21 protein-coding genes are annotated in these 18544 nt (G+C 38.4%); 15 read left to right on the plus strand and 6 right to left on the minus strand.

The window, feature by feature from the left end; translation table 11 throughout:
• Nucleotides 1–37: 37 nt before the first annotated feature.
• Nucleotides 38–286, minus strand: a complete 249-nt coding sequence (locus tag BGP15_RS21270) for a hypothetical protein (protein WP_070563936.1) — start codon at nucleotides 284–286, stop codon at nucleotides 38–40.
• 396 nt (nucleotides 287–682) lie between these two features.
• Here BGP15_RS21270 and BGP15_RS21275 point away from each other — a divergent pair, with 396 nt between their 5' ends.
• The 4 genes from BGP15_RS21275 to BGP15_RS21290 all read left to right on the plus strand — a co-directional run bounded on the left by BGP15_RS21275 (nucleotide 683) and on the right by BGP15_RS21290 (nucleotide 3135).
• Nucleotides 683–1183, plus strand: a complete 501-nt coding sequence (locus BGP15_RS21275) for an RNA polymerase sigma factor (RefSeq protein WP_070563934.1) — start codon at nucleotides 683–685, stop codon at nucleotides 1181–1183.
• Between the two features lie 79 nt (nucleotides 1184–1262).
• Nucleotides 1263–1451 (plus strand): hypothetical protein, encoded by a 189-nt coding sequence (locus BGP15_RS21280; protein WP_286770701.1) that lies wholly within the window; start codon nucleotides 1263–1265, stop codon nucleotides 1449–1451.
• A gap of 214 nt (nucleotides 1452–1665) precedes the next feature.
• Nucleotides 1666–2139, plus strand: a complete 474-nt coding sequence (locus BGP15_RS21285) for a PA2169 family four-helix-bundle protein (RefSeq protein WP_286770702.1) — start codon at nucleotides 1666–1668, stop codon at nucleotides 2137–2139.
• A gap of 36 nt (nucleotides 2140–2175) precedes the next feature.
• Complete coding sequence (locus tag BGP15_RS21290; RefSeq protein ID WP_286770703.1) at nucleotides 2176–3135, plus strand: DNA topoisomerase IB; 960 nt, start codon at nucleotides 2176–2178, stop codon at nucleotides 3133–3135.
• Nucleotides 3136–3143: 8 nt separating this feature from the next.
• On the opposite strand, the gene BGP15_RS21295 is transcribed toward BGP15_RS21290, so the two are convergent.
• The gene (locus tag BGP15_RS21295) at nucleotides 3144–4349 is read right to left on the minus strand and encodes an NAD(P)/FAD-dependent oxidoreductase (RefSeq protein WP_286770704.1); all 1206 of its coding nucleotides are present in this window, start codon (nucleotides 4347–4349) and stop codon (nucleotides 3144–3146) included.
• A gap of 125 nt (nucleotides 4350–4474) precedes the next feature.
• Here BGP15_RS21295 and ku point away from each other — a divergent pair, with 125 nt between their 5' ends.
• The 4 genes from ku to BGP15_RS21315 all read left to right on the plus strand — a co-directional run bounded on the left by ku (nucleotide 4475) and on the right by BGP15_RS21315 (nucleotide 8698).
• A complete protein-coding gene (gene ku / locus BGP15_RS21300; protein WP_070563924.1) occupies nucleotides 4475–5230 on the plus strand; it encodes a non-homologous end joining protein Ku in 756 nt (251 codons plus the stop codon).
• Nucleotides 5231–5327: 97 nt separating this feature from the next.
• Entirely contained in the window at nucleotides 5328–5954 is a 627-nt protein-coding gene (locus BGP15_RS21305) for a hypothetical protein (RefSeq protein ID WP_286751954.1), read from the plus strand.
• Between the two features lie 163 nt (nucleotides 5955–6117).
• Nucleotides 6118–8286 carry an ATP-binding protein gene (locus BGP15_RS21310; protein ID WP_286770705.1) on the plus strand — a complete coding sequence of 723 codons (2169 nt, stop codon included), beginning with the start codon at nucleotides 6118–6120 and terminating at the stop codon, nucleotides 8284–8286.
• Nucleotides 8287–8398: 112 nt separating this feature from the next.
• The gene (locus BGP15_RS21315; protein WP_046673508.1) at nucleotides 8399–8698 is read left to right on the plus strand and encodes a hypothetical protein; all 300 of its coding nucleotides are present in this window, start codon (nucleotides 8399–8401) and stop codon (nucleotides 8696–8698) included.
• 8 nt (nucleotides 8699–8706) lie between these two features.
• Here BGP15_RS21315 and BGP15_RS21320 read toward each other — a convergent pair whose 3' ends face one another.
• Nucleotides 8707–10725, minus strand: a complete 2019-nt coding sequence (locus tag BGP15_RS21320; protein WP_286770706.1) for a glycoside hydrolase family 43 protein — start codon at nucleotides 10723–10725, stop codon at nucleotides 8707–8709.
• 314 nt (nucleotides 10726–11039) lie between these two features.
• On the opposite strand from BGP15_RS21320, the gene BGP15_RS21325 reads away from it, so the two are divergent.
• Entirely contained in the window at nucleotides 11040–11414 is a 375-nt protein-coding gene (locus BGP15_RS21325) for a hypothetical protein (RefSeq protein WP_286770707.1), read from the plus strand.
• Nucleotides 11415–11445: 31 nt separating this feature from the next.
• Nucleotides 11446–11775, plus strand: a complete 330-nt coding sequence (locus BGP15_RS21330) for a four-helix bundle copper-binding protein (protein ID WP_084823133.1) — start codon at nucleotides 11446–11448, stop codon at nucleotides 11773–11775.
• A gap of 50 nt (nucleotides 11776–11825) precedes the next feature.
• On the opposite strand, the gene BGP15_RS21335 is transcribed toward BGP15_RS21330, so the two are convergent.
• Complete coding sequence (locus BGP15_RS21335) at nucleotides 11826–12482, minus strand: response regulator transcription factor (protein ID WP_286751959.1); 657 nt, start codon at nucleotides 12480–12482, stop codon at nucleotides 11826–11828.
• Nucleotides 12483–12492: 10 nt separating this feature from the next.
• On the minus strand, nucleotides 12493–13224 hold the full coding sequence (locus BGP15_RS21340; protein ID WP_286770708.1) for a hypothetical protein: 732 nt from the start codon (nucleotides 13222–13224) through the stop codon (nucleotides 12493–12495).
• A 349-nt stretch (nucleotides 13225–13573) separates the two neighbouring features.
• Here BGP15_RS21340 and BGP15_RS21345 point away from each other — a divergent pair, with 349 nt between their 5' ends.
• The 3 genes from BGP15_RS21345 to BGP15_RS21355 all read left to right on the plus strand — a co-directional run bounded on the left by BGP15_RS21345 (nucleotide 13574) and on the right by BGP15_RS21355 (nucleotide 16681).
• On the plus strand, nucleotides 13574–14080 hold the full coding sequence (locus BGP15_RS21345) for an RNA polymerase sigma factor (RefSeq protein ID WP_046673512.1): 507 nt from the start codon (nucleotides 13574–13576) through the stop codon (nucleotides 14078–14080).
• A gap of 180 nt (nucleotides 14081–14260) precedes the next feature.
• On the plus strand, nucleotides 14261–14983 hold the full coding sequence (locus tag BGP15_RS21350) for an SIMPL domain-containing protein (protein WP_286751961.1): 723 nt from the start codon (nucleotides 14261–14263) through the stop codon (nucleotides 14981–14983).
• 363 nt (nucleotides 14984–15346) lie between these two features.
• On the plus strand, nucleotides 15347–16681 hold the full coding sequence (locus BGP15_RS21355; RefSeq protein WP_286751962.1) for a GH1 family beta-glucosidase: 1335 nt from the start codon (nucleotides 15347–15349) through the stop codon (nucleotides 16679–16681).
• A gap of 5 nt (nucleotides 16682–16686) precedes the next feature.
• Here BGP15_RS21355 and BGP15_RS21360 read toward each other — a convergent pair whose 3' ends face one another.
• Nucleotides 16687–17565: a hypothetical protein gene (locus BGP15_RS21360; RefSeq protein ID WP_286751963.1), complete on the minus strand. Its 879-nt coding sequence runs from the start codon at nucleotides 17563–17565 to the stop codon at nucleotides 16687–16689.
• Nucleotides 17566–17616: 51 nt separating this feature from the next.
• Between BGP15_RS21360 and BGP15_RS21365 the strand changes: the two genes are divergently transcribed.
• Entirely contained in the window at nucleotides 17617–18132 is a 516-nt protein-coding gene (locus BGP15_RS21365; protein ID WP_286770709.1) for a hypothetical protein, read from the plus strand.
• A gap of 56 nt (nucleotides 18133–18188) precedes the next feature.
• Nucleotides 18189–18542 (plus strand): ribosomal maturation YjgA family protein, encoded by a 354-nt coding sequence (locus BGP15_RS27010; RefSeq protein ID WP_353681995.1) that lies wholly within the window; start codon nucleotides 18189–18191, stop codon nucleotides 18540–18542.
• Nucleotides 18543–18544: the final 2 nt, after the last annotated feature.

Consider the following 18544-nt stretch of genomic DNA (forward strand, 5'->3'; position numbering starts at 1 on the left):
CTTTTTTATCAGATATATTGATAGGTCGACGAGATGGTTACGGTTTTGATTTACTATTATTGATACTGTCTTTCCTAAGTGTGTCTGCTAAACTCGTATCTTTCTGCATGGTCATTTTTTGCTGTTCGCTTAAATTATACCGGGTTTCGTCGGCATCAGTAGGTGCAATGTTGTCTGACTGACCGCTTCCCTCAGTTTGATTTTTGGTCGAGTTTTGGCACGAAAAGAATAGTGTAGCGCATAATATCGCTCCTAAAGTTAATGTGAATCTTTTGCTCTTTTTCATAGTCTATTTATTTTGTGTTAATCTTTTCGATAAGAACCACATGCAAAGCTTATTAGTTCAATAAAAGCTGATAAAAACAAAAAATTCAAAAACTTGCTTAAAAAAATGGACACTAGTATATGGCATTAAAACAGGTAATACCCGTAATAAAGACATTTTTTTTAGGAACAAATACCCAATTAAAAAAAGCTATTCATGGCAGTAAATTTTATTGCGACACGTTTAATCCTGCTTTTTTGTAGTGTTTCTACTACAAAATCAACGATACGCAGCTTTACGTATTTTTCCCATATACCTGTTTAAACAAGGTTTGGATGACCTCTAAATCGCAAAACTAGCACTTTAATTGTACCTCTGTTTATCGAATACACATCAATCAATTTAACAAAAGGTACTATGAACAATTCCAATTTAAATTTGTTAGTCGAAGAAAAAAGAAGTCTTTTGAAACATTTCGCGGGAAAATTCACCAATGATCCTGATGAAAAAGAGGATTTGATTCAAGAAACACTTATCCGCGCATTAAAATCGATCGATGATTTTATCCGTCACCCCAAGTTAATGTCTTGGCTTTACGTTATTATGAAAAATGTATACATCAATCAATACCGCAAAGCGAAGCGTACGAATGATATCCACGAAACCTACATCGGTCTGGAAAGTACCAATACAATAGAAACAAATAAAAGTGACAACAAATTCATCGCGGATGATATTGAAAAAGCGATGTGCAGTTTGTCGGAAGAAAATTATCAAGTGTTTCAATTATTTCTCGAAGGATATAAATATCATGAGATAGCCTCTTATTTTGATATGCCCGAAGGCACTATAAAAACCAGGATCCACATGACAAGAAAGAAACTTCAAAAGCAACTTAAAATTTACAGGCTCAAATAAAAAACAAAAAGGTGGTTCTAGGGTTATCTATCTAGAAGCAGCTAACCGACATCACAACAATTCGTTAAATGGTAAACATATGAAATCAGGAGTTAAAATAAAGAATCAGCAAGCTATGGTCATTGCGCTAATTATCTGCGGCGGTCCGATAGGAAAAGGAAATAGCAAAACCATTGTTCAACCAGAAGTTTCGGAATCAGTAGACAAGAAACAGATTAAGGTCGATACGGAAAAAGCTAAAAAAACTTCTTATTTGAATAAAAAATAAAGATAGCAATTACCGTCAAACGGCTGCTTTAGCAATCTAAAGCGGTCGTTTTTTTTGCGTTTCGCTCCAGCTATCGTGCAACAATCTACTGATGGTACGCTGTATAAAATCGCCTTCATGGATGAAATTATACCTATCCTGTTCTTTCACAAAACTGCAGGGCTACTTGAGGCGTTCTTAAGTGAAAAATAGAAATTCACAAAGCCGACATTAAATGGAAAACAATACGGTAAATGATCGTACATTAATCAGCGACCTTATACAGATCAACAACGATCGGATTGCAGGTTATCAAAAAGCTGTAGAAATAGCCACGCGCCTCCATCTTGAACATTTAAATAACACCTTTGTTGAGTTTATGAACCAATCCGAGGTATTTATTGAAGAATTAAAACCCTACCTAGCTCCGCGGGAAGACGACTCAATCGGAGGAACGATGATCAGTGGCAAGCTATTCAGAATTTGGATGGAGATAAAATCCGCCATTTCAGGAAATGATGAAAGGAGTTTACTATGCAGCTGTGAGCAAGGTGAAGATGCCTTTACACATACCTATAAGGATGTTGTTGACCATGAAGGCTGGGAAATCAGCCATGATCTGCTCCTGCTCATCGAAAAACAACTTGGTATACAGCTCGAAGCTCACGAATATATTAAAACGTTACGAGACAAGGCCACAACGTCTTAACCTATTATCAACATATTTTACAAGGGAAAATGCACTATGAAAGCAAGAACGGGGTATACAAGAAGAAAAGTAGGTAAGTCTTTTAAATATTTCGACGCTTCGGAAAAGGAAGTGTCCGAAAAAAAGGTTTTAGAGCGGATCGCAAAACTCGTTATTCCACCAAATTGGACAGATGTTTGGATTGCTAAAAGCTCAAAAAGCGATTTACAGGCTTTTGGCTTCGACCAAAAAGGACGCAAACAATATATCTATCATTCCAAATTTGTCGGCCAACGGCAAGCTGCAAAGTTTAGCAATATCCTCTATATGGGTAAATACTTACAAGAGTTGAGAAACATCAGTTCCAAACACCTCAAACACGAATTTTGGGACATGGATAAACTTTGTGCAGTTGCTTTTAAAATAATGGACAGTACATTGATTCGTATTGGCAATAAGCGTTATACACTGACAAATAAATCGTATGGGCTGAGTACTTTGGAAAAAAGACACGTCAGCATTGAAGGCAATCGGATATCGCTAGCCTATAAAGGTAAAAAGGGGGTTTTCCAGCAGAAATCCTGGACCAACAAACAACAAGCTAAACTTTTGGAAGAATTACTAAAAATGAAAGGCAAAAGGATATTCCAAATGGATAGTGCAAGTTGCGAAAGCACTTTCTGTGGTTCCGCTTTTAATCAGTATCTGCGGAAGAATTGTACGGGTGAGATCAGCTGCAAGAGTATTCGTATTTGGGGCGCCAGTCGTGAAGCCTTTTATCAGCTTGCGCAAACAAAACAGGCGGAATCACTCAGTGCACGGAAAAGACAATTAAATAGCGTCATCAAGAAGGTTGCAGAGCAACTTGGTAATACGAAGTCTGTTTCGCAGACTTATTATATCCATCCGGCCATACAACAGGTATTTATGGAAGCAAAGTTCCCCTTTATAAAAGATAAATTACCGCTAGCGAAGCTTGAAGAGAGAGTATTCCGATTTTTACGTAAGCATGGCTAAGCAGGAAATTACCGGCCAAATCTAAACCATTCTTCCAATGGATGGTTTAGCTTATGAAGCCAGCTCGCAACCATCTCCATTGCTGCAACAGAAAAGGTTATACCATTTCCGCCGAAGCCACATACAAAATATGAATTTTTGAACTTTCTATGTTCTCCGATATAAGGTAATCCATCTTTGGTCGTCCCAAATGTACCTGCCCAAGTAAAATCAGTGCGGAAGGTTTTATCGACAAAAATTTTATTAAATGACTGCGCTAACTTATGAGACTTCTTTGCAATGAGCTCATCTCGCTTGATGGGATCTCTAAAGGTCTCATCTTCTCCTCCAATCAGAAACCTATCGTCGTCTGTTGTTCGCATATACAAATAGGGCGTGGCCGTATTCCAGATGAGAAGGTCGCGATATAGCTGATTATGTTCTTTATCAGCTTCCGATACAATAGCAAATGTGCTTAGCAGGTCAACAAATTTTTCGGAAATGAGATTTGTTGTTTCGTATCCTGTACAATAGATAATCTTTTCCGCTTTGATTTTAGCCCCTGTTGAAGTAATCGCTGAATTATAACCAGACTTATAAAACACTTTTTCCAACGCTGTTTTGTCAAAAATCGACAACCCTCGGTTAACATTATATGCCAATAGTTCGTGTGTGAAACAAAAGGCGTCAATGCTTGCCCCTAGATCCGAAAGTATACCCCCATAAGCACCGCACATTGCATAACGTTCCCTGATATCCCGCTCCGTCAGCCACTTGACGTCGAAGCCAGCTTCTTGCCTTGCTTCGAACTCCACCTTTAGCCAAGCTATATCCTTTTTCTTTGCCGCATAGTAGAGTGACTGTTTGCTTCTAAAACCAGCTTTCGATCGGATTTTCTTGGCAAGTCTACCTAATTTATCAATAGCTTCTCCACAGGCTCGGTAGCTCGCAATTGCCCCCTGAATGCCGATTAATTCCTTTAATCTATATAAGGGAATATCAATCTCATATTGTAACATGGAAGTTGTTGCCGCCGAACTCCCATTCGCAATTTCCCGCTTATCTATAAGAACACATTTCTTTCCATCAGCCATACATTGATGCGCAATCAAGGCTCCGGTGATCCCCCCTCCTACAATAAGTACATCACAGCTTATATCTTTTTGTAAGGAAGGATAGGTATTTAAGAGACCATTCTTCACCAACCAAAATGGCTCATTAGACTTTAAATCCATGATAATAATAGCAGCTTTACAGTATATAACCGATTCCTTTAGGAATAGTTTGCCAGCTATTTTATTAAATTTCAAACCATTCCTCCATAGCGAAGGTTATCGTATTAGCAATAAATGGACAACATATGCGTGCAATTTGGACAGGGGCTATTGGTTTTGGCTTAGTTAATATTCCCATAAAATTATATAGTGCAACTGAAAATGCAAGTCTCGATTTGGACATGCTTGATCGTAAAGATTTATCCAATATTAAATTCAAACGGGTAAATGAACAGACTGGTAAAGAAGTAAAGTGGGACAATATTGTTAAAGGATACTTTATGAAAGACCACTATGTAGTTTTGGAAGACGCCGATTTTGAAGATGCAAGTCCGGAGAAATCAAAACTTATCAATCTGCATGCATTTGTAAAACTGATGGATGTTGACAGTATTTATTTTGAAACACCTTATTACCTCGAACCACAGAAGGGCGGTGAGAAAGCTTATCAGCTGCTTGTCAAAGCTTTAGAAAAAACAAAAATGGCGGGTTTAGGAGCATTTGTGATGCGAAATGTCGAACATCTAGCCCTTATAAAACCCTATCGTAATGCATTGGTATTGAATAAAATTCGCTATCAGCAGGAGATTAGGGGCTTGGACGACCTTAAATTGCCCACTACAATAAAAATTCAAAAGGTGGAAATGGACATGGCGACACAGCTGATTGAGCAGCACAGTAAGTCCTTTGATATTAGTAAATATAAAAATGAATACATGGACGAGCTCCTAAAAATTATCAAGCAAAAAGACAAGGGAAAACGCCCAACCATCCGAAAAATGAAAGTTGAGCATACAAAAGCAGACGATCTCCTTGCCAAACTAAAAGCGAGCTTGGGTTAAGACGCACCGACATAAAAACCTAGGTGGCTTAGCTACCTTCAAGGAAGCTAAAAGCAGGAATAAGAAATCCAGTATTTTAAGCATAAATAGAAAAACGATGAAAAATATCATACCGGAACAGAAAGAAGGGAAAAGACTTGATTGTTTTGAATCACTTGAATTTGCAAGTGAAGATATCGCTAACTTAGCATTTGAATTGGGCGTAGAGAACCTGAGAAAGGTCAACCATTGGTACACTTTAGCCCAATTACCCGCTACCACATTCCAATTGACAGGCGGTTATGGTACACCGATAGATCGCTTACTCGAATTACATGATTATATCAGACTGGATATCCCCGGACCGGGACTTCCAAGTAGCGGTGGTTATGACTGGGTACATGTCGTTAACCTCACGCTAGACAAAACCTATGATTATAAAGTTTTTGCCCTAACCTTAAAGCCTTGTCCCGATCCAAGCCATCCCGGCGATAAAAATACAGCTCATTTTTTCGAAGGAATTTCATCGTCAACTTTCCTGATCGAACAGCGTAGAAACAGTATATTGTTTCAATATGCTGGCAGAAACGAGATCATAAACGTTGACAATGAAAATTTTAGCGATAATGTTCGGAACTATCTCGTCGGTTTGGCGGCGAAAATAGGAGCCTCCTATCCGCAGTGGAAATCATTAATCAAAGGAATGGCGAATGCTGTTGCCAAAGAATTTAATGCCCGTTTATAGTATGTTGCATGTGAGAAATAGGTATCATTTTTAATTCCAAAGTAAAAAGAAGCCAATAAGGCAATTTTATCTACTTTCCAACGTTCTAATATTAAAGATTCGATCTATGTTGTCGTAATTTTTTTTCGTATATTTATGTATACAATAGGAGTTTTGGGGTACTATGAATCATACAATCCAATCGAGTAATCAAACCGTTATTAAGCTTCAATCTTTTGGCAGCCTGGTCATTTTAGATCGGCACTTTACGATCGTCGGAGTGACGGAGTCTGTCGTAAATGAACATTATACCAGTGAAGCCCTATTAGGAACCCATTTTTTTCATAGCTTTGGCCATACCTTCGGCGAAGCCCTGTTGAAAGTGAGGAATGCTGTGATGGAACTTCTTGAAAACGGACAGTCGCGCCATATTTTACCCATTAAAATTAAAAACGACCGGGTTTATGTTAAACTACGTAGACATGATGAATATCTTTACATTGAATGGGAACAACAGCATAAAAAATATATTGCCGCAAAAAAAATAAACGAACTCAATTTTTTGTTGGATACCATTCAGCCAAATAATTGGAATCGCGTTTGTTCGGCTATTAACAAGATATTGAATTATGATCGGGTTTTCGTTTTGCAGATTCAAGAAACAGGGTACAGTTCGGTGATTGCAGAGCATACGGCCAATGGACGGTCTTCTTTCAAAGGCAAGGAATTCTCCAAAGATTTTATGCCCGAGGAAGTCTTGTCTTATTATCGCGGTTATTCGTATCGATACGCTCCCAACATGGACGATCAGGGACAAGAATTCTATTATAAAGATGAGTCCATCGATCCCCTTTCGAGCCTATTATCTCCTCTGCCTGAACTCCATCAACTTTTTTTGAAAGAAATAAATGTTCAAAGTGCCCTTTTTTTTCGAATCTGTATTGATGATGATTTTTGGGGACTTGTGGTTGCGCAGCATGACGAAAAGCGTGTGGTCGACCTACAACAACGAAAACTATGCACGTTTGCCATCCAGGCGGCAACCAGCAAATATGAAAGTCATGTCAAACAGAATCTCTTGGAAAGAACAGAGCTTCTAAAGCTCGCAGAAGAAGAATTAAAGAAAAGTCTCTCTGAAAATAAGATGGTAAATTGTGCCTTGATACAACATATGGACATCCTAACTCAGCTTGTGGATGCAGATGGTTTGGCAATTTTCAATCAGGGCGACGTTTTTAACTATGGGCAGTCTCCTCCTAAAGCACAGTTTTATGAACTCATTCAATTCCTGCAGAAACATACCGACAAAGCCCTCTTTAAAGACTACAACTTTCGTCTAAATCATCAAGAAAACTTTAAAGAAAAGCTCGGTTTTGCTGGGCTAATGTATTTAAAGGTAGGCTTGGAGAACGATTATTACATCGTTTGGTTTAGAAGAGAAAATAGCAGTCAGGTCATGCAAATGGAGTTAAAAGAAGAACAGGATGGTAAAAAGCAGCTCAAAATCTGGGAAGAAACGCGTTATGATGTTGCCAAGCCATGGAATGATGCTGAAATTAACTTTGTGCTTCGCTTAAATCAAATCATCAAAGAATCCATCTTTGCTAAATTGAAAGAACGCCAGCTCCTCAATGACGAACTTCTCAGCTTAAACAATGAATTGGAAATGTTTACCCATACGCTTTCCCACGATTTGAAAAACCCGCTGTCCATCTTAAAAATGGGCATACAATTTCTTCAGCAACACCCCGACAATATCGATTTTAAAAAAATCAATAAATGGTATCAGAATTTCAGCCGAAGTGTCACCAACATTGAGGATATTATCAACAATATGGTACAATTAAGTCAACACCGGTCCAGCATTTTAGACAAAGAGCCACTTCCAATGGCCTACACCATTCAGCGTATATTCCAAGAAAACAGTATTCTATATAACGTCAATAATTGTCGGCCTACTTTTGGTACATTATTGCCTATTTGGGGCGAGAAAAGTGCCGCTTATCAAATTTTTTCCAATTTAATTATCAACGCTATAAAATATTCAGCCCAGTCGGACAGCCCTGTGGTATCCATAGATAGTTCGCATGAAGATGATTATACCCATTATCAAATCAAGGATAATGGAATTGGCATACCCAGTGAACACCTACCGCACATATACGAAATGTTTACAAGGGCGGATAACGTGGGCTCCATACCCGGTACGGGCATTGGTCTTTCACTCGTAAAGCGCATTATGGAGCGGTTGGGAGGAAATATAAAAATTGAATCGGAAGTCGGTTTGGGCACAACAGTTCATCTTTACTTTCCAATTGTTAAGCCATTTCCCGAACAAATGTTGCTCAATTAACCTGATGAGCATCCTGAAATCTCGCAAACTATTTCCTTGCTGATATTGTTCATTATTCGAGAGAATACAACGCGAATAAAGAGGGTTGTACCACTTAAACGAAATCGAAAACATGGAAGAGATATTGCAACATGCAGTAGTAAAACGAGGTTTGATTATTGCCTATTACTTTAGTAACATATGGTATCGCAAAGGATTATTCGGGCAACATACTATTCCGGATCCCAATGATACTGATCCAATTGAGCGTCCTGAACCGGACGTGGATGAAACCGATCCTGAAGAGGAAGAAAATGTCAATTATGCCCATAAAAAGACACAAACAAGCGACGGAACAAGTGCTAGAGCGGCCTCGTCCGCTGCTTGGGATGAAAATGTCGAAAATCCGGCAATCCCCAAAAAGACAGATTGACCAGTGGGTCAATCTGTAACGATATGCAATTGGCCATTTTCATTAAAAAAAACGTCGCTGATAAAAACGATGCGTTTATCACCCGTTTTTATAGTACGTCCGTGATACACACAGCGGAGCTTTCCTTCTCTATCGCTAAATAGGCTATTGTGTCCGGTACCCGAAATTACTCCCCCGCTATGGGTATTTTTTTCAATGATTGGGTTAGCAGGTGACTTTTCATAGCTTCCCAATGGGGCAGTTGCCGTTCCATAGCCTACCGCATAATTGGCTCCAGCAAAATAGTTGGCGGAATACATCATATAATATTGTCCGTTTTTTTTCATTAGAAAAGAACCTTCTGTCCATCGTCTATTTATCTCACCCGAAGTGACTGACCTACTCTCCCATTCAGCCTGTACGTCATTCATCGAAACTGGAGGTCGCATTAAAAGGACTGGGTCCCCGATCGTTGTAGTCATACTGCTGTCCAATTCAACACCATACACCCAGCTCTCTTCGATCCTGCTATAGCCATACTTCTGCTTCGCCCAATCCGCAACCTCCGACTCCACCGGATGCTCGTAGCAACAACGCGAATAAAACAGATAATTCCTATTGTCGGTATCTCTAAAAACGTTCGCATCAATAATTGGATATCCCGGATCAAAAATAGGTTTTCCAGTAAGGTCTTTGAATGGCCCTAAGGGACTATCCGCCACAGCTACCCCGATGCGATAGTTTTCAATATGTTGTTTTGGATTATCTTTCCAATGGGCGCTATAATACATATAGTATTTGTTATTGACCCGGTAAACTTCAGGCGCCCAAAAATCTTTTTCTCCCCAGCCATTAGGCTGGTTGGCATCATATACTTTCCTTTCCTTCGTCCATGTTTTCAGATCTTTGGAACTATAAGCAATAAAGCCGTTTTCAGTTCCACCTGTGCCATATAAATAATATCGATCGGTAGGCGGATCAAATACAATAAAGGGATCGCCAAAGGCTACATCCGTTTGATAGGATTTTCCATTCTGGGTCAATCCCTGATCTGTAGCCAGGAAGCGAAACTTTGCGGTATCAAACCGAGGAACCGTAATACCATCACCAGTTGATGCAAAATTAAACGGTATGATAGCGGTTCTCCGAGGTGCCACTTTTTCATCTGAAAAGTGTGTGTGACAGACATAATACCATTGCTTTCCTTTTTTGAAAACGTCGCCATGTCCAGTTCCGGCAAAACCGCTATTTTTTCGGCTTAATGCCGGCTGACCTTCCAGTTTTTTCCAAGGCCCATAGACATTATCCGCGATTGCCACGCCGACAGCATAGTCTTTATTTCGAAAATCATTTGCCGAATAAAACATATAATAATACTGGCCTTGCTGGATAACAGTAGGACCTTCGGTAACCGTCCACTCTGCATTTGCTGTGTTTTCCCAGGGTAATTCCGCATGGACACATTCTTTTAGCGTCTCTCCTTTTATTCCCGAATAATCGGACTTTAATTCGGCGACAAAAATTCTATTTCCTTGCGTTAATCTGACATGAAACAGGTATTTCCTCCCATTGCGATCGCTGAATACAAAAGGATCTATCTGCTTTTGCCCGACTTCAAGTGGTGCTTTGGAAGTTTGCTTAAAAGGACCTACAGGGCTATCACTAACTGCAATTGCTATATGCTCATCTGCTGTATAAGCCATATAAAATTTACCCTTTTCAAACCATACCTGTGGCGCCCAAAATCCCGTCGATCCAAAAGCATCTCCTTTTAAAAGAGCAAAACCTGAAGTTGTGCCTGCCGGGACCTTCCAATGTTTCAAATCTGTAGATTGATACACTTTAAACCCCTGCTGTTCTTCAGAATCTCCATTCGTACCGTACAGATAATAATATCCCCCGTAAAAGAATACGGTTGGATCAGCCTGAAAAATCCCGTCTATTGGAATATTCGCCTTTCCTCTCGATACTGCTGTGGTATGCTGTGCGATTGTCGTCTGTACAAAAGACAGAAAAAGGGCACTAATTAAGAGGTATATTTTGTTCATTGAATTGAATAGCTATTTGGTATACAGATATCTAAAATTCAATAATTAATCGCTCAATTGCCTGTAATATTGTATCAATTGAACATCATTTTGTATCATAAAACCATTTCTCTAACCAAGTTTAGTTAAATGCAACTGTTTCATTTAATTGACAAACCATTTACTTGTGAGACCCGTTCTATTTAAAATAATCAAATACTTAATTAAGAGCGTAGGTCATGATATGTAATAACATCTTTTTCTTTTCCTTAATAACCAGTCTGCTGTTGATATCGTGTAATCATCAAACTCCTCAGGAAAAAGCTTCCCATCATATGGAGGAGGCCGAACATAAAGCAGCGGCAGCCAGTGAACAGGCTATAGTGAGAGCTGAAGCTGCGGCAGCAAAGAATACCGAAGCAGTCATTTATGCAAATATAGCTGCTGCTAACGAGGCTGTTGCTGGGATTCTAGCTCCAGCGTTGTCCAATAAGGAAGCTGAAAGGATATACAACAAACTCGGCAAAATCATTGTCGATCGAATCAATGCAAAGACAGCAGTAGAAGCGATGGAGAAAGAACAAGCCATCGCTCGAATTAAAAAAGATGTTTTGGAAAATTTAAGGAATGGCAAAATTACCCAAGCTGATCATGACGGTATAATGGGCTATTTAGAAGATAGCATCAAAGCCGCCAAGTCAGTTATGTAAGGCGCAATCAGCGAGACAAAACGACAAACTTATGATAAATTCAATCGAACAATCGTGTATAGAAGCCTGTTGGCAATGTGTTACTGCTTGCCATACCTGTGCGAATGCTTGCACAAAAGAAAGTGACCTTCAAGCCATGGCAAAATGTATTGCATTGGATATGGAATGCGCAGTCGTTTGTAAAGCAGTGGCCGAACTTCTTGCTATGGAAAGTTACTATAGCCGACGACTTATCAAGACTTGCGCTGAATTATGTACACTCTGTGCAGAGGAGTGCTTTATGCATCCCCATGAACATTGCCAGCACTGTGCTAAATTATGTGAACTTTGCGCAATTGCGTGCAACAAACTAACTGCATAAAATATAGTGGTGTAGATTTCAAATTTCCTGATGGGGCCATCAGGAAATTTTTAATTCAAAATACCTCTTTCAAATGCAAATTTGACCAAATGAGCTGTATTTTTTACGCCCGCTTTATCGATTAAGTTTTGACGGTGTCCTTCAACTGTACGCTTGCTTAAAAATATCTTATCGGCAATTTCAATATTCGTGTATCCTTCTGCAATTAATTTGAGTACTTCAAGCTCTCTATCGGAGATATCAAAATCTGTCTGTAGTTCTCCTGATACCTGTGCATAGCTTTGTCCAGAGCGAACTTGGTCCAATAGTATCATTGCGATTTCCTCGCTCATGTATCGTCCCCCATTTGCGATATGATTTAATCCAAAAAGCAATTCGTTATAGCCAACGTTTTTAACCAAATATCCGGCAAGACCAGATTCAAATGCTTCAACAACGTAATTGATCTGATTCAACATGGACAGTATTACTACTTTAATGGACGGATAATGTTTTTTTAATTCATGTAATAGTTCAATACCATCCATTTCCTCCATGCTGATGTCTGTTAAGACAATATCAGGAACAGGATTAGAATTTAAGAACTGAAGAGCCTCCTTTCCATTCGACGCCTCTCCAACAACTTCAAATCCATCTTGCGATTCTAATAGTAATTTTATTCCGTTACGTACAACCATGTGGTCTTCAACCAATAGGATTTTTATCATTATTCTTTTTTTAAATAGTTAATTTAAGTAAAATACCTGTTGCCGGCGTATGATTCATAATCCGTGCATTATAGAGTTCAGCAATCTTCATCAAACGCATTGGACAATGTTCATGTTTTATTGTTGACAGCGATTTCTCCTGGCTAAAAAAAGGTGACACTTTAATTAAAATCTCAAATTCAATCACCTGCACCGAAACTGAAATAGCCTGTGAAGGAATCTCATCATTTAAATACTGGAATATAGCCGTAAGTAACTTAAACAGCTGAACTTGTGCCCCATGATGCAATTCTCTTAAATGCGGATCTAGCAAGGTGTCAATTGTAAAACCCGATCGTTTTCTATAACTCGCCACAGCCTCATCAACTGCATGAAAAATGCCAAGATCATTCAGTATCGGATTGTAGAGCAACACAGCTTTATTACGAATCTCCATAACCAACGTGCTTAATGAATCACGTAAGCAGCGTAATTCTTCAAAATCACCATAGCGATTTGTAAAATTCTGAAGAGATATACGCATTCCGTAAAGTTCCTGAGCCAATTCATCGCGGAAATACCGTCCTATTTTTCCAATATCATCTTGTTGATTCCTAATAATCGATTTATAAAAATCTTCTTGACTACCATCCCATACCTGCTTTAATTCCGAAGGCTCTTTGAGGCTCTCCAATCGTTCCATGGGCTCTTCTGATAGCTCAAAATATTGTTTTTTGTTTTCGTCCCCCATATTGTTTTTCATTACATGTCATAACTAATAACCATTTAAACGTATCAACAGTTTTAAATATTCACATCTATTTAATCATCAAAAATGTACTTATTAAAACACTACGTATAAATACGTGCGACAAAAAGAAAAAAGGGGGAAATGAGACAGGAAAACACTTGTTATTAATGCAGAATAACGCTTAGCATCAGCCTGATAGCCGAATAGTTATTCTAGATAAAGCATTGACTAACTGATTGTTAAAATAAAACAAGTAATAAATCGGCTTGATCCATTCAGCGTCAACGCATTTCCTCTTAATTATTTTCTAGCACCTTAATTGTAGTGATATAGCCAAGATAGACACTTAAAACTTGATAATATGGAAAATTTAACAATCGATCAACTGTTTAAGGAAAAAAGACCTACATTAAAATATTTGGCAGCGCAATTTACAAACGATCCGGATGAACGAGAAGATCTGGTTCAGGAGACCATGGTAAGGTCATTGGGATCTATTGAAAAATTCCTGAAGCATCCAAAGTTGATGTCTTGGCTCTATATCATCATGAAAAATACATATATTAACCAATATACTCGAAATAAACGATTGGAGAATTACCGCAATGAATATGTAAGTATAGGTTATCATAATGAAATAACAACCAATCGCGGTGAAAATAATTTTATAGCCTCTGATATACAACACGCACTCAATAGTTTATCAAAAGATTACTATAACGCCTTTGCAATGTTTTTGGAAGGATTTAAATATTATGAAATTGCAGAGCATCTGCAAATCCCGGAGGGTACGGTCAAAACACGTATACATATGGCCAGGAAAGCACTGCAAAAACAGCTAAAGATTTATTCAAAAAGTATTGATTAAAAAATGGTCTCTTTTCAAGATAAAAAAGCAGGTAATTACCTGCTTTTTTATCTTATTTCCCATTACTAAGACCTGCCTATGCTTCAACTGCATTTTACCCTAGCGGATATCCTAGTTATTCATTATATTTAGATATTTAGGGAACAACTTATTGATTTAATAGATTGAACATCAAAAATTATGAAAAAACAGATAATCACTTTATTTTTTATATGTTTGAGTGGCATTATGGTAGTATTGTCCTGTGATCGGGCAGCAAAAGAAGGTGAAAATAGAATTCGTGTCAGTGGTGAAGGAAAGATTAGGATAATGCCCGATCAAGTCACTTTGACAATCAATACGGCATTCACAAAACCAAGGATGGTAGACGCGGTTAGAGAGACTCAAGCAACTGTCGATACGGTCATTGCATTGCTCCAAAAATACGGCAATAAAAAGGAAGACATTAAAACAAGCAGCGTATCAGCAAATAAGGATTATCAATACATCGGAAATACCAATAAATTTATTGGGTATCAAGCACAACAAACAATCGATTTTGTTTTACATGATTTATCGAAATTTACAGAATTAACAGGCAAGTTGTTAGAGACCAAAATAAGCGGAATAGGCTCCATCTCATTCGATCATTCCAAAGCAGACAGTATTTTAAGAGAAGCGGATCTTATTGCTTATGATGATGCATTAAAATCTGCAAAAAAACTTGCATCTCGGGCAGATGTCGAAATTGGCAAACTGCTGTTTTTGTCGAACGACGGAAGCGCATCCAACCAATCGACGCAGTTTAGAACAGGGATGGCGTTAGAAACATTCAACAAGGGTTACGGCGGCGAAGGATTTAAAGTAGCCCCCGAAGTTTTAGAATTTAAAAGGACAATATATACGGAATTTGAAATTAGATAGCTCGAAAATTGGGATTAAGAATCTACGCCAATTAGACATTCTGGTAAGATCGTACTTACGGATAAAACTTGCTTAGAATTAGCATACGGCTAAGTTAAATACCATGATTCATCGCGGTGTTTTTTTCGTATATTTAACACATAGTTTATATACAGTTCATTTTCGTTTCGTTACTTTATCATACAATAGTTCAATGTAATCAACGGAGTAATGTATCTATTATGAAAACGATAAACTATTTTTTCCAGCGAATTATATTTAGGATCTTTCTAGGTCGATTCAGTTCATTCTATTCACCCTTGAGATTCCACAAGACCTAATTGTTTTTAAACGGCATTGAGGTCCGATAATTTTATTTTATAAATGCTTTTAACCAAAGATGCTTTTGGCAAAGATTTTATTTGGGGAGTGTCTACAGCTGCCTATCAGATCGAGGGTGCGCATGATTTACATGGCAAAGGTCCTTCTATTTGGGATATCTTTGTACAAAAAAGGAACCGTATATTTCAAAATCAACATGGTAATGAGGCTTGCGATTTTTATAATCGCTACGTCCAGGATCTCCATCTAATGAAAGGAATGCATATTCCTAATTATAGATTCTCCTTATCATGGAGCCGTATTTTCCCGGGTGGAATCGGTGAAGTAAATCAATCAGGTTTGGATTTTTATGATCGATTGATCGACCTATCGCTCGAACTAGGGATCACCCCTTGGGTTACCTTATACCATTGGGATCTTCCCCATGCATTAGAAAAAAAAGGTGGCTGGGTGAACCGTGATGTAAAAGATTGGTTTGGCGAATTTGTTTCCAAATGTGTGCATACCTACGGTGATCGTGTTAAAAACTGGATGGTTCTCAATGAGCCTACCGTATTCACTGCCGCAGGTTATTTCTTTGGCGTGCATGCACCGGAACGAAAAGGTCTGGGTAATTTTTTGGCCGCCGCGCATCATGCGGCATTGGCACAAGCACAGGGAGGTCGAATCATCAAATCGATCCAGCCCGACAGTCAGGTTGGAACTACATTTTCATGTTCTCATGTCGAACCATTCACATCGAGAGACAAGGACATTAAAGCAGCAAAAAAAGCAGACGTATTACTCAATCGTCTGTTTATAGAACCTCTCTTAGGAATGGGCTATCCTACTCAGGAGATTAAAATACTGAATAGAATTGAGAAGTATATTAAATTTAATGATGAAAGAGACCTGAAATTTGATATGGATTTCATTGGGATACAGAATTATACGCGGGAGGTTATACGATACGCCATGTTCGTTCCTTATCTCCAAGCAAAAATAGTATCCGCAAAAGAGCGTAAAGTTGATTTAACTGAAATGAACTGGGAGGTTTACCCAGCGTCCATCTATCATATGCTCAAAAAATTCAGTACCTACCAAAACATGCCGCCTTTAATTGTTACCGAAAACGGCGCCGCGTTTCCGGATAAAGCCGAGAATGGTATAGTACATGATCCTAAAAGAGTTTCCTATTTACAGGAAGCATTGCAACAAGTTTATCGTGCGAAACAGGAAGGTATAAATGTCAAGGGCTATTTTGTATGGACTTTTCTTGACAACTTCGAATGGGCTGAAGGATATCGGCCAAGATTTGGACTGGTGTATGTTGATTTCAAAAATCAACAACGTATCATCAAATCCTCTGGGCATTGGTATGCGGACTTCTTAAAATAAAAAAATTACTTTTTCTCACCATGATGATAAATCAAATTCGTGATTTTTAATAAAATTACCGCTACAAGTATTGCCCCAATAATGATACATACGCTGATTAATGAATTTCGCCCGTTATCAGCAAAAATATAGATTGCGCATACCGCCAACAGGCAGGGCAAAGCAAAAACAATCAGCTTGATCCAATAGACACGATCCTCTTCCTGGAGGATCCTTTCGGTGGTTACCGCATGAATAAGATCGGCCTTATTTTTTCTAAAATACGTAAGAATGAGCTCTATCTCTTCCTGTCTAAGTTCGCGGGGGCGGACGATCTGTTCTTTTAATACGATAAGTAGATTTTTGCGATCGCGTTGTACAGAGCGAATATCTGCCATTTGAAATCGCTTTTTATAGCCCATGGGATTTATTGCATAGCCCTTATAATCGCTGTTTTCGGGACATAGACAAGAGAACTCAATGGCATTTAAAGAGAAGATAATATCAGTGTGATCTTGACCAATCTCTCTAAATTTTGATATGGCAAGTTTAACAGTTGCAAATAATGCACACTGAAGCACAAACAGACCAAAAGACAGATGAAAAATCCAGGACAAAAGCAATGCAACAGCAATAAATCCAAAAATAAACCAGCTCATATTAGACAAAATGTCAACCTTACGTCGTATTATTAACACAAAAATTGTACACATTACAGCTGGGATACTTGCTTTCCAATCCCAAAATATACTGACAACACCCAGCACTGAGCATAGCATATACATCAGCAGTTGAAAATAATCTGATTTCCGTTGGAAGTTGGTTCTCTTAATTTCAATGCTGTTTTCCACTACCTGCTCGAACAAAATGAAAAAATGTTTAACATAATATCTCTCTGATTGCATAAATATAAATATCTTTAATTAATATATATGTAAAAAATCAAAGCGTATCGTATGAAGACTTTTCAGTTTAAATCACATCAGGTTAAAAAGGGCTTAATCTTTGGATTAATTTATTTAGTTGTTGTATTTATACTATGTTATATGATCTTCGGTGGTATAAATGGGATGGCCGATGCGGCAAATAACTTTGGTTCGGCGAAGGGCTTAGGGATATTGGTTGCGGTTGTTATCATTGGTCCACTCGTCGTCATCTTGCAATTGATCAATCCCAAGATTGAAGTACAAGTTGACAGTGCGAACTTATCTATCAGGCAGCCGAAAAAAGAGGATAGCATTATTCCACTGAAAGAGATCTACATCATGGAAATAAACCATGCTTTGGTTAACCAGCTTCAGCTGTTCGATCAAAATAGACAGCTACTCGCTACAATACACCCCCAAAACGACACAAATGTCATTTTCTCCATCGCTAGTGTAATAGCACAACAGGGTAGATTTGTGAAGACAAAGGGGAACAAAAAGATCTTTGGAAATCCTGTTGAAACAATTTCCTATTCCAGGCAATAAATTTGGCATCGATATACGAAATGAAAAGCGCGGCAAAAATTCAGTATTTGGTCCTAATGGTGACAACTCTACTCTTGGGTTTAATCTCACGTAAAATATCTGTCATACCGCCTATATGTGGCGATGTGCTTTATGCCATGATGGTGTATTGGTTATCACGCTTAATATTTATTAAAAAATCACTGTTCTCCTACTGTATCATTACCATTCTATTCTGTTTTACCATTGAATTTTTACAACTTGTCCAATTGCCCCTATTTTTATGGATAAGGAGCAATTCACTTTTGCGCCTCGTATTTGGACAAGGATTTCTCTGGTCAGATTTAGGGGCTTATTGCCTGGGAGCGCTTGGAGCTGCATTTCTTGATTATCTTAAAGATCATTTGCTAAAAACAGACCCTGCGTTGTGAAC

It is taken from the genome of Sphingobacterium sp. 40-24 (assembly GCF_001899705.1).
Lineage (GTDB): Bacteria > Bacteroidota > Bacteroidia > Sphingobacteriales > Sphingobacteriaceae > Sphingobacterium > Sphingobacterium multivorum.

Bases quoted from the DNA above. Each gene is read 5' to 3' on its own strand.
- BGP15_RS21270 (WP_070563936.1), bottom strand. From the start codon at position 286: ATGAAAAAGAGCAAAAGATTCACATTAACTTTAGGAGCGATATTATGC.
- BGP15_RS21275 (WP_070563934.1), top strand. From the start codon at position 683: ATGAACAATTCCAATTTAAATTTGTTAGTCGAAGAAAAAAGAAGTCTT.
- BGP15_RS21280 (WP_286770701.1), top strand. From the start codon at position 1,263: ATGAAATCAGGAGTTAAAATAAAGAATCAGCAAGCTATGGTCATTGCG.
- BGP15_RS21285 (WP_286770702.1), top strand. From the start codon at position 1,666: ATGGAAAACAATACGGTAAATGATCGTACATTAATCAGCGACCTTATA.
- BGP15_RS21290 (WP_286770703.1), top strand. From the start codon at position 2,176: ATGAAAGCAAGAACGGGGTATACAAGAAGAAAAGTAGGTAAGTCTTTT.
- BGP15_RS21295 (WP_286770704.1), bottom strand. From the start codon at position 4,349: ATGGATTTAAAGTCTAATGAGCCATTTTGGTTGGTGAAGAATGGTCTC.
- ku (WP_070563924.1), top strand. From the start codon at position 4,475: ATGCGTGCAATTTGGACAGGGGCTATTGGTTTTGGCTTAGTTAATATT.
- BGP15_RS21305 (WP_286751954.1), top strand. From the start codon at position 5,328: ATGAAAAATATCATACCGGAACAGAAAGAAGGGAAAAGACTTGATTGT.
- BGP15_RS21310 (WP_286770705.1), top strand. From the start codon at position 6,118: ATGAATCATACAATCCAATCGAGTAATCAAACCGTTATTAAGCTTCAA.
- BGP15_RS21315 (WP_046673508.1), top strand. From the start codon at position 8,399: ATGGAAGAGATATTGCAACATGCAGTAGTAAAACGAGGTTTGATTATT.
- BGP15_RS21320 (WP_286770706.1), bottom strand. From the start codon at position 10,725: ATGAACAAAATATACCTCTTAATTAGTGCCCTTTTTCTGTCTTTTGTA.
- BGP15_RS21325 (WP_286770707.1), top strand. From the start codon at position 11,040: ATGGAGGAGGCCGAACATAAAGCAGCGGCAGCCAGTGAACAGGCTATA.
- BGP15_RS21330 (WP_084823133.1), top strand. From the start codon at position 11,446: ATGATAAATTCAATCGAACAATCGTGTATAGAAGCCTGTTGGCAATGT.
- BGP15_RS21335 (WP_286751959.1), bottom strand. From the start codon at position 12,482: ATGATAAAAATCCTATTGGTTGAAGACCACATGGTTGTACGTAACGGA.
- BGP15_RS21340 (WP_286770708.1), bottom strand. From the start codon at position 13,224: ATGAAAAACAATATGGGGGACGAAAACAAAAAACAATATTTTGAGCTA.
- BGP15_RS21345 (WP_046673512.1), top strand. From the start codon at position 13,574: ATGGAAAATTTAACAATCGATCAACTGTTTAAGGAAAAAAGACCTACA.
- BGP15_RS21350 (WP_286751961.1), top strand. From the start codon at position 14,261: ATGAAAAAACAGATAATCACTTTATTTTTTATATGTTTGAGTGGCATT.
- BGP15_RS21355 (WP_286751962.1), top strand. From the start codon at position 15,347: ATGCTTTTAACCAAAGATGCTTTTGGCAAAGATTTTATTTGGGGAGTG.
- BGP15_RS21360 (WP_286751963.1), bottom strand. From the start codon at position 17,565: ATGCAATCAGAGAGATATTATGTTAAACATTTTTTCATTTTGTTCGAG.
- BGP15_RS21365 (WP_286770709.1), top strand. From the start codon at position 17,617: ATGAAGACTTTTCAGTTTAAATCACATCAGGTTAAAAAGGGCTTAATC.
- BGP15_RS27010 (WP_353681995.1), top strand. From the start codon at position 18,189: ATGGTGACAACTCTACTCTTGGGTTTAATCTCACGTAAAATATCTGTC.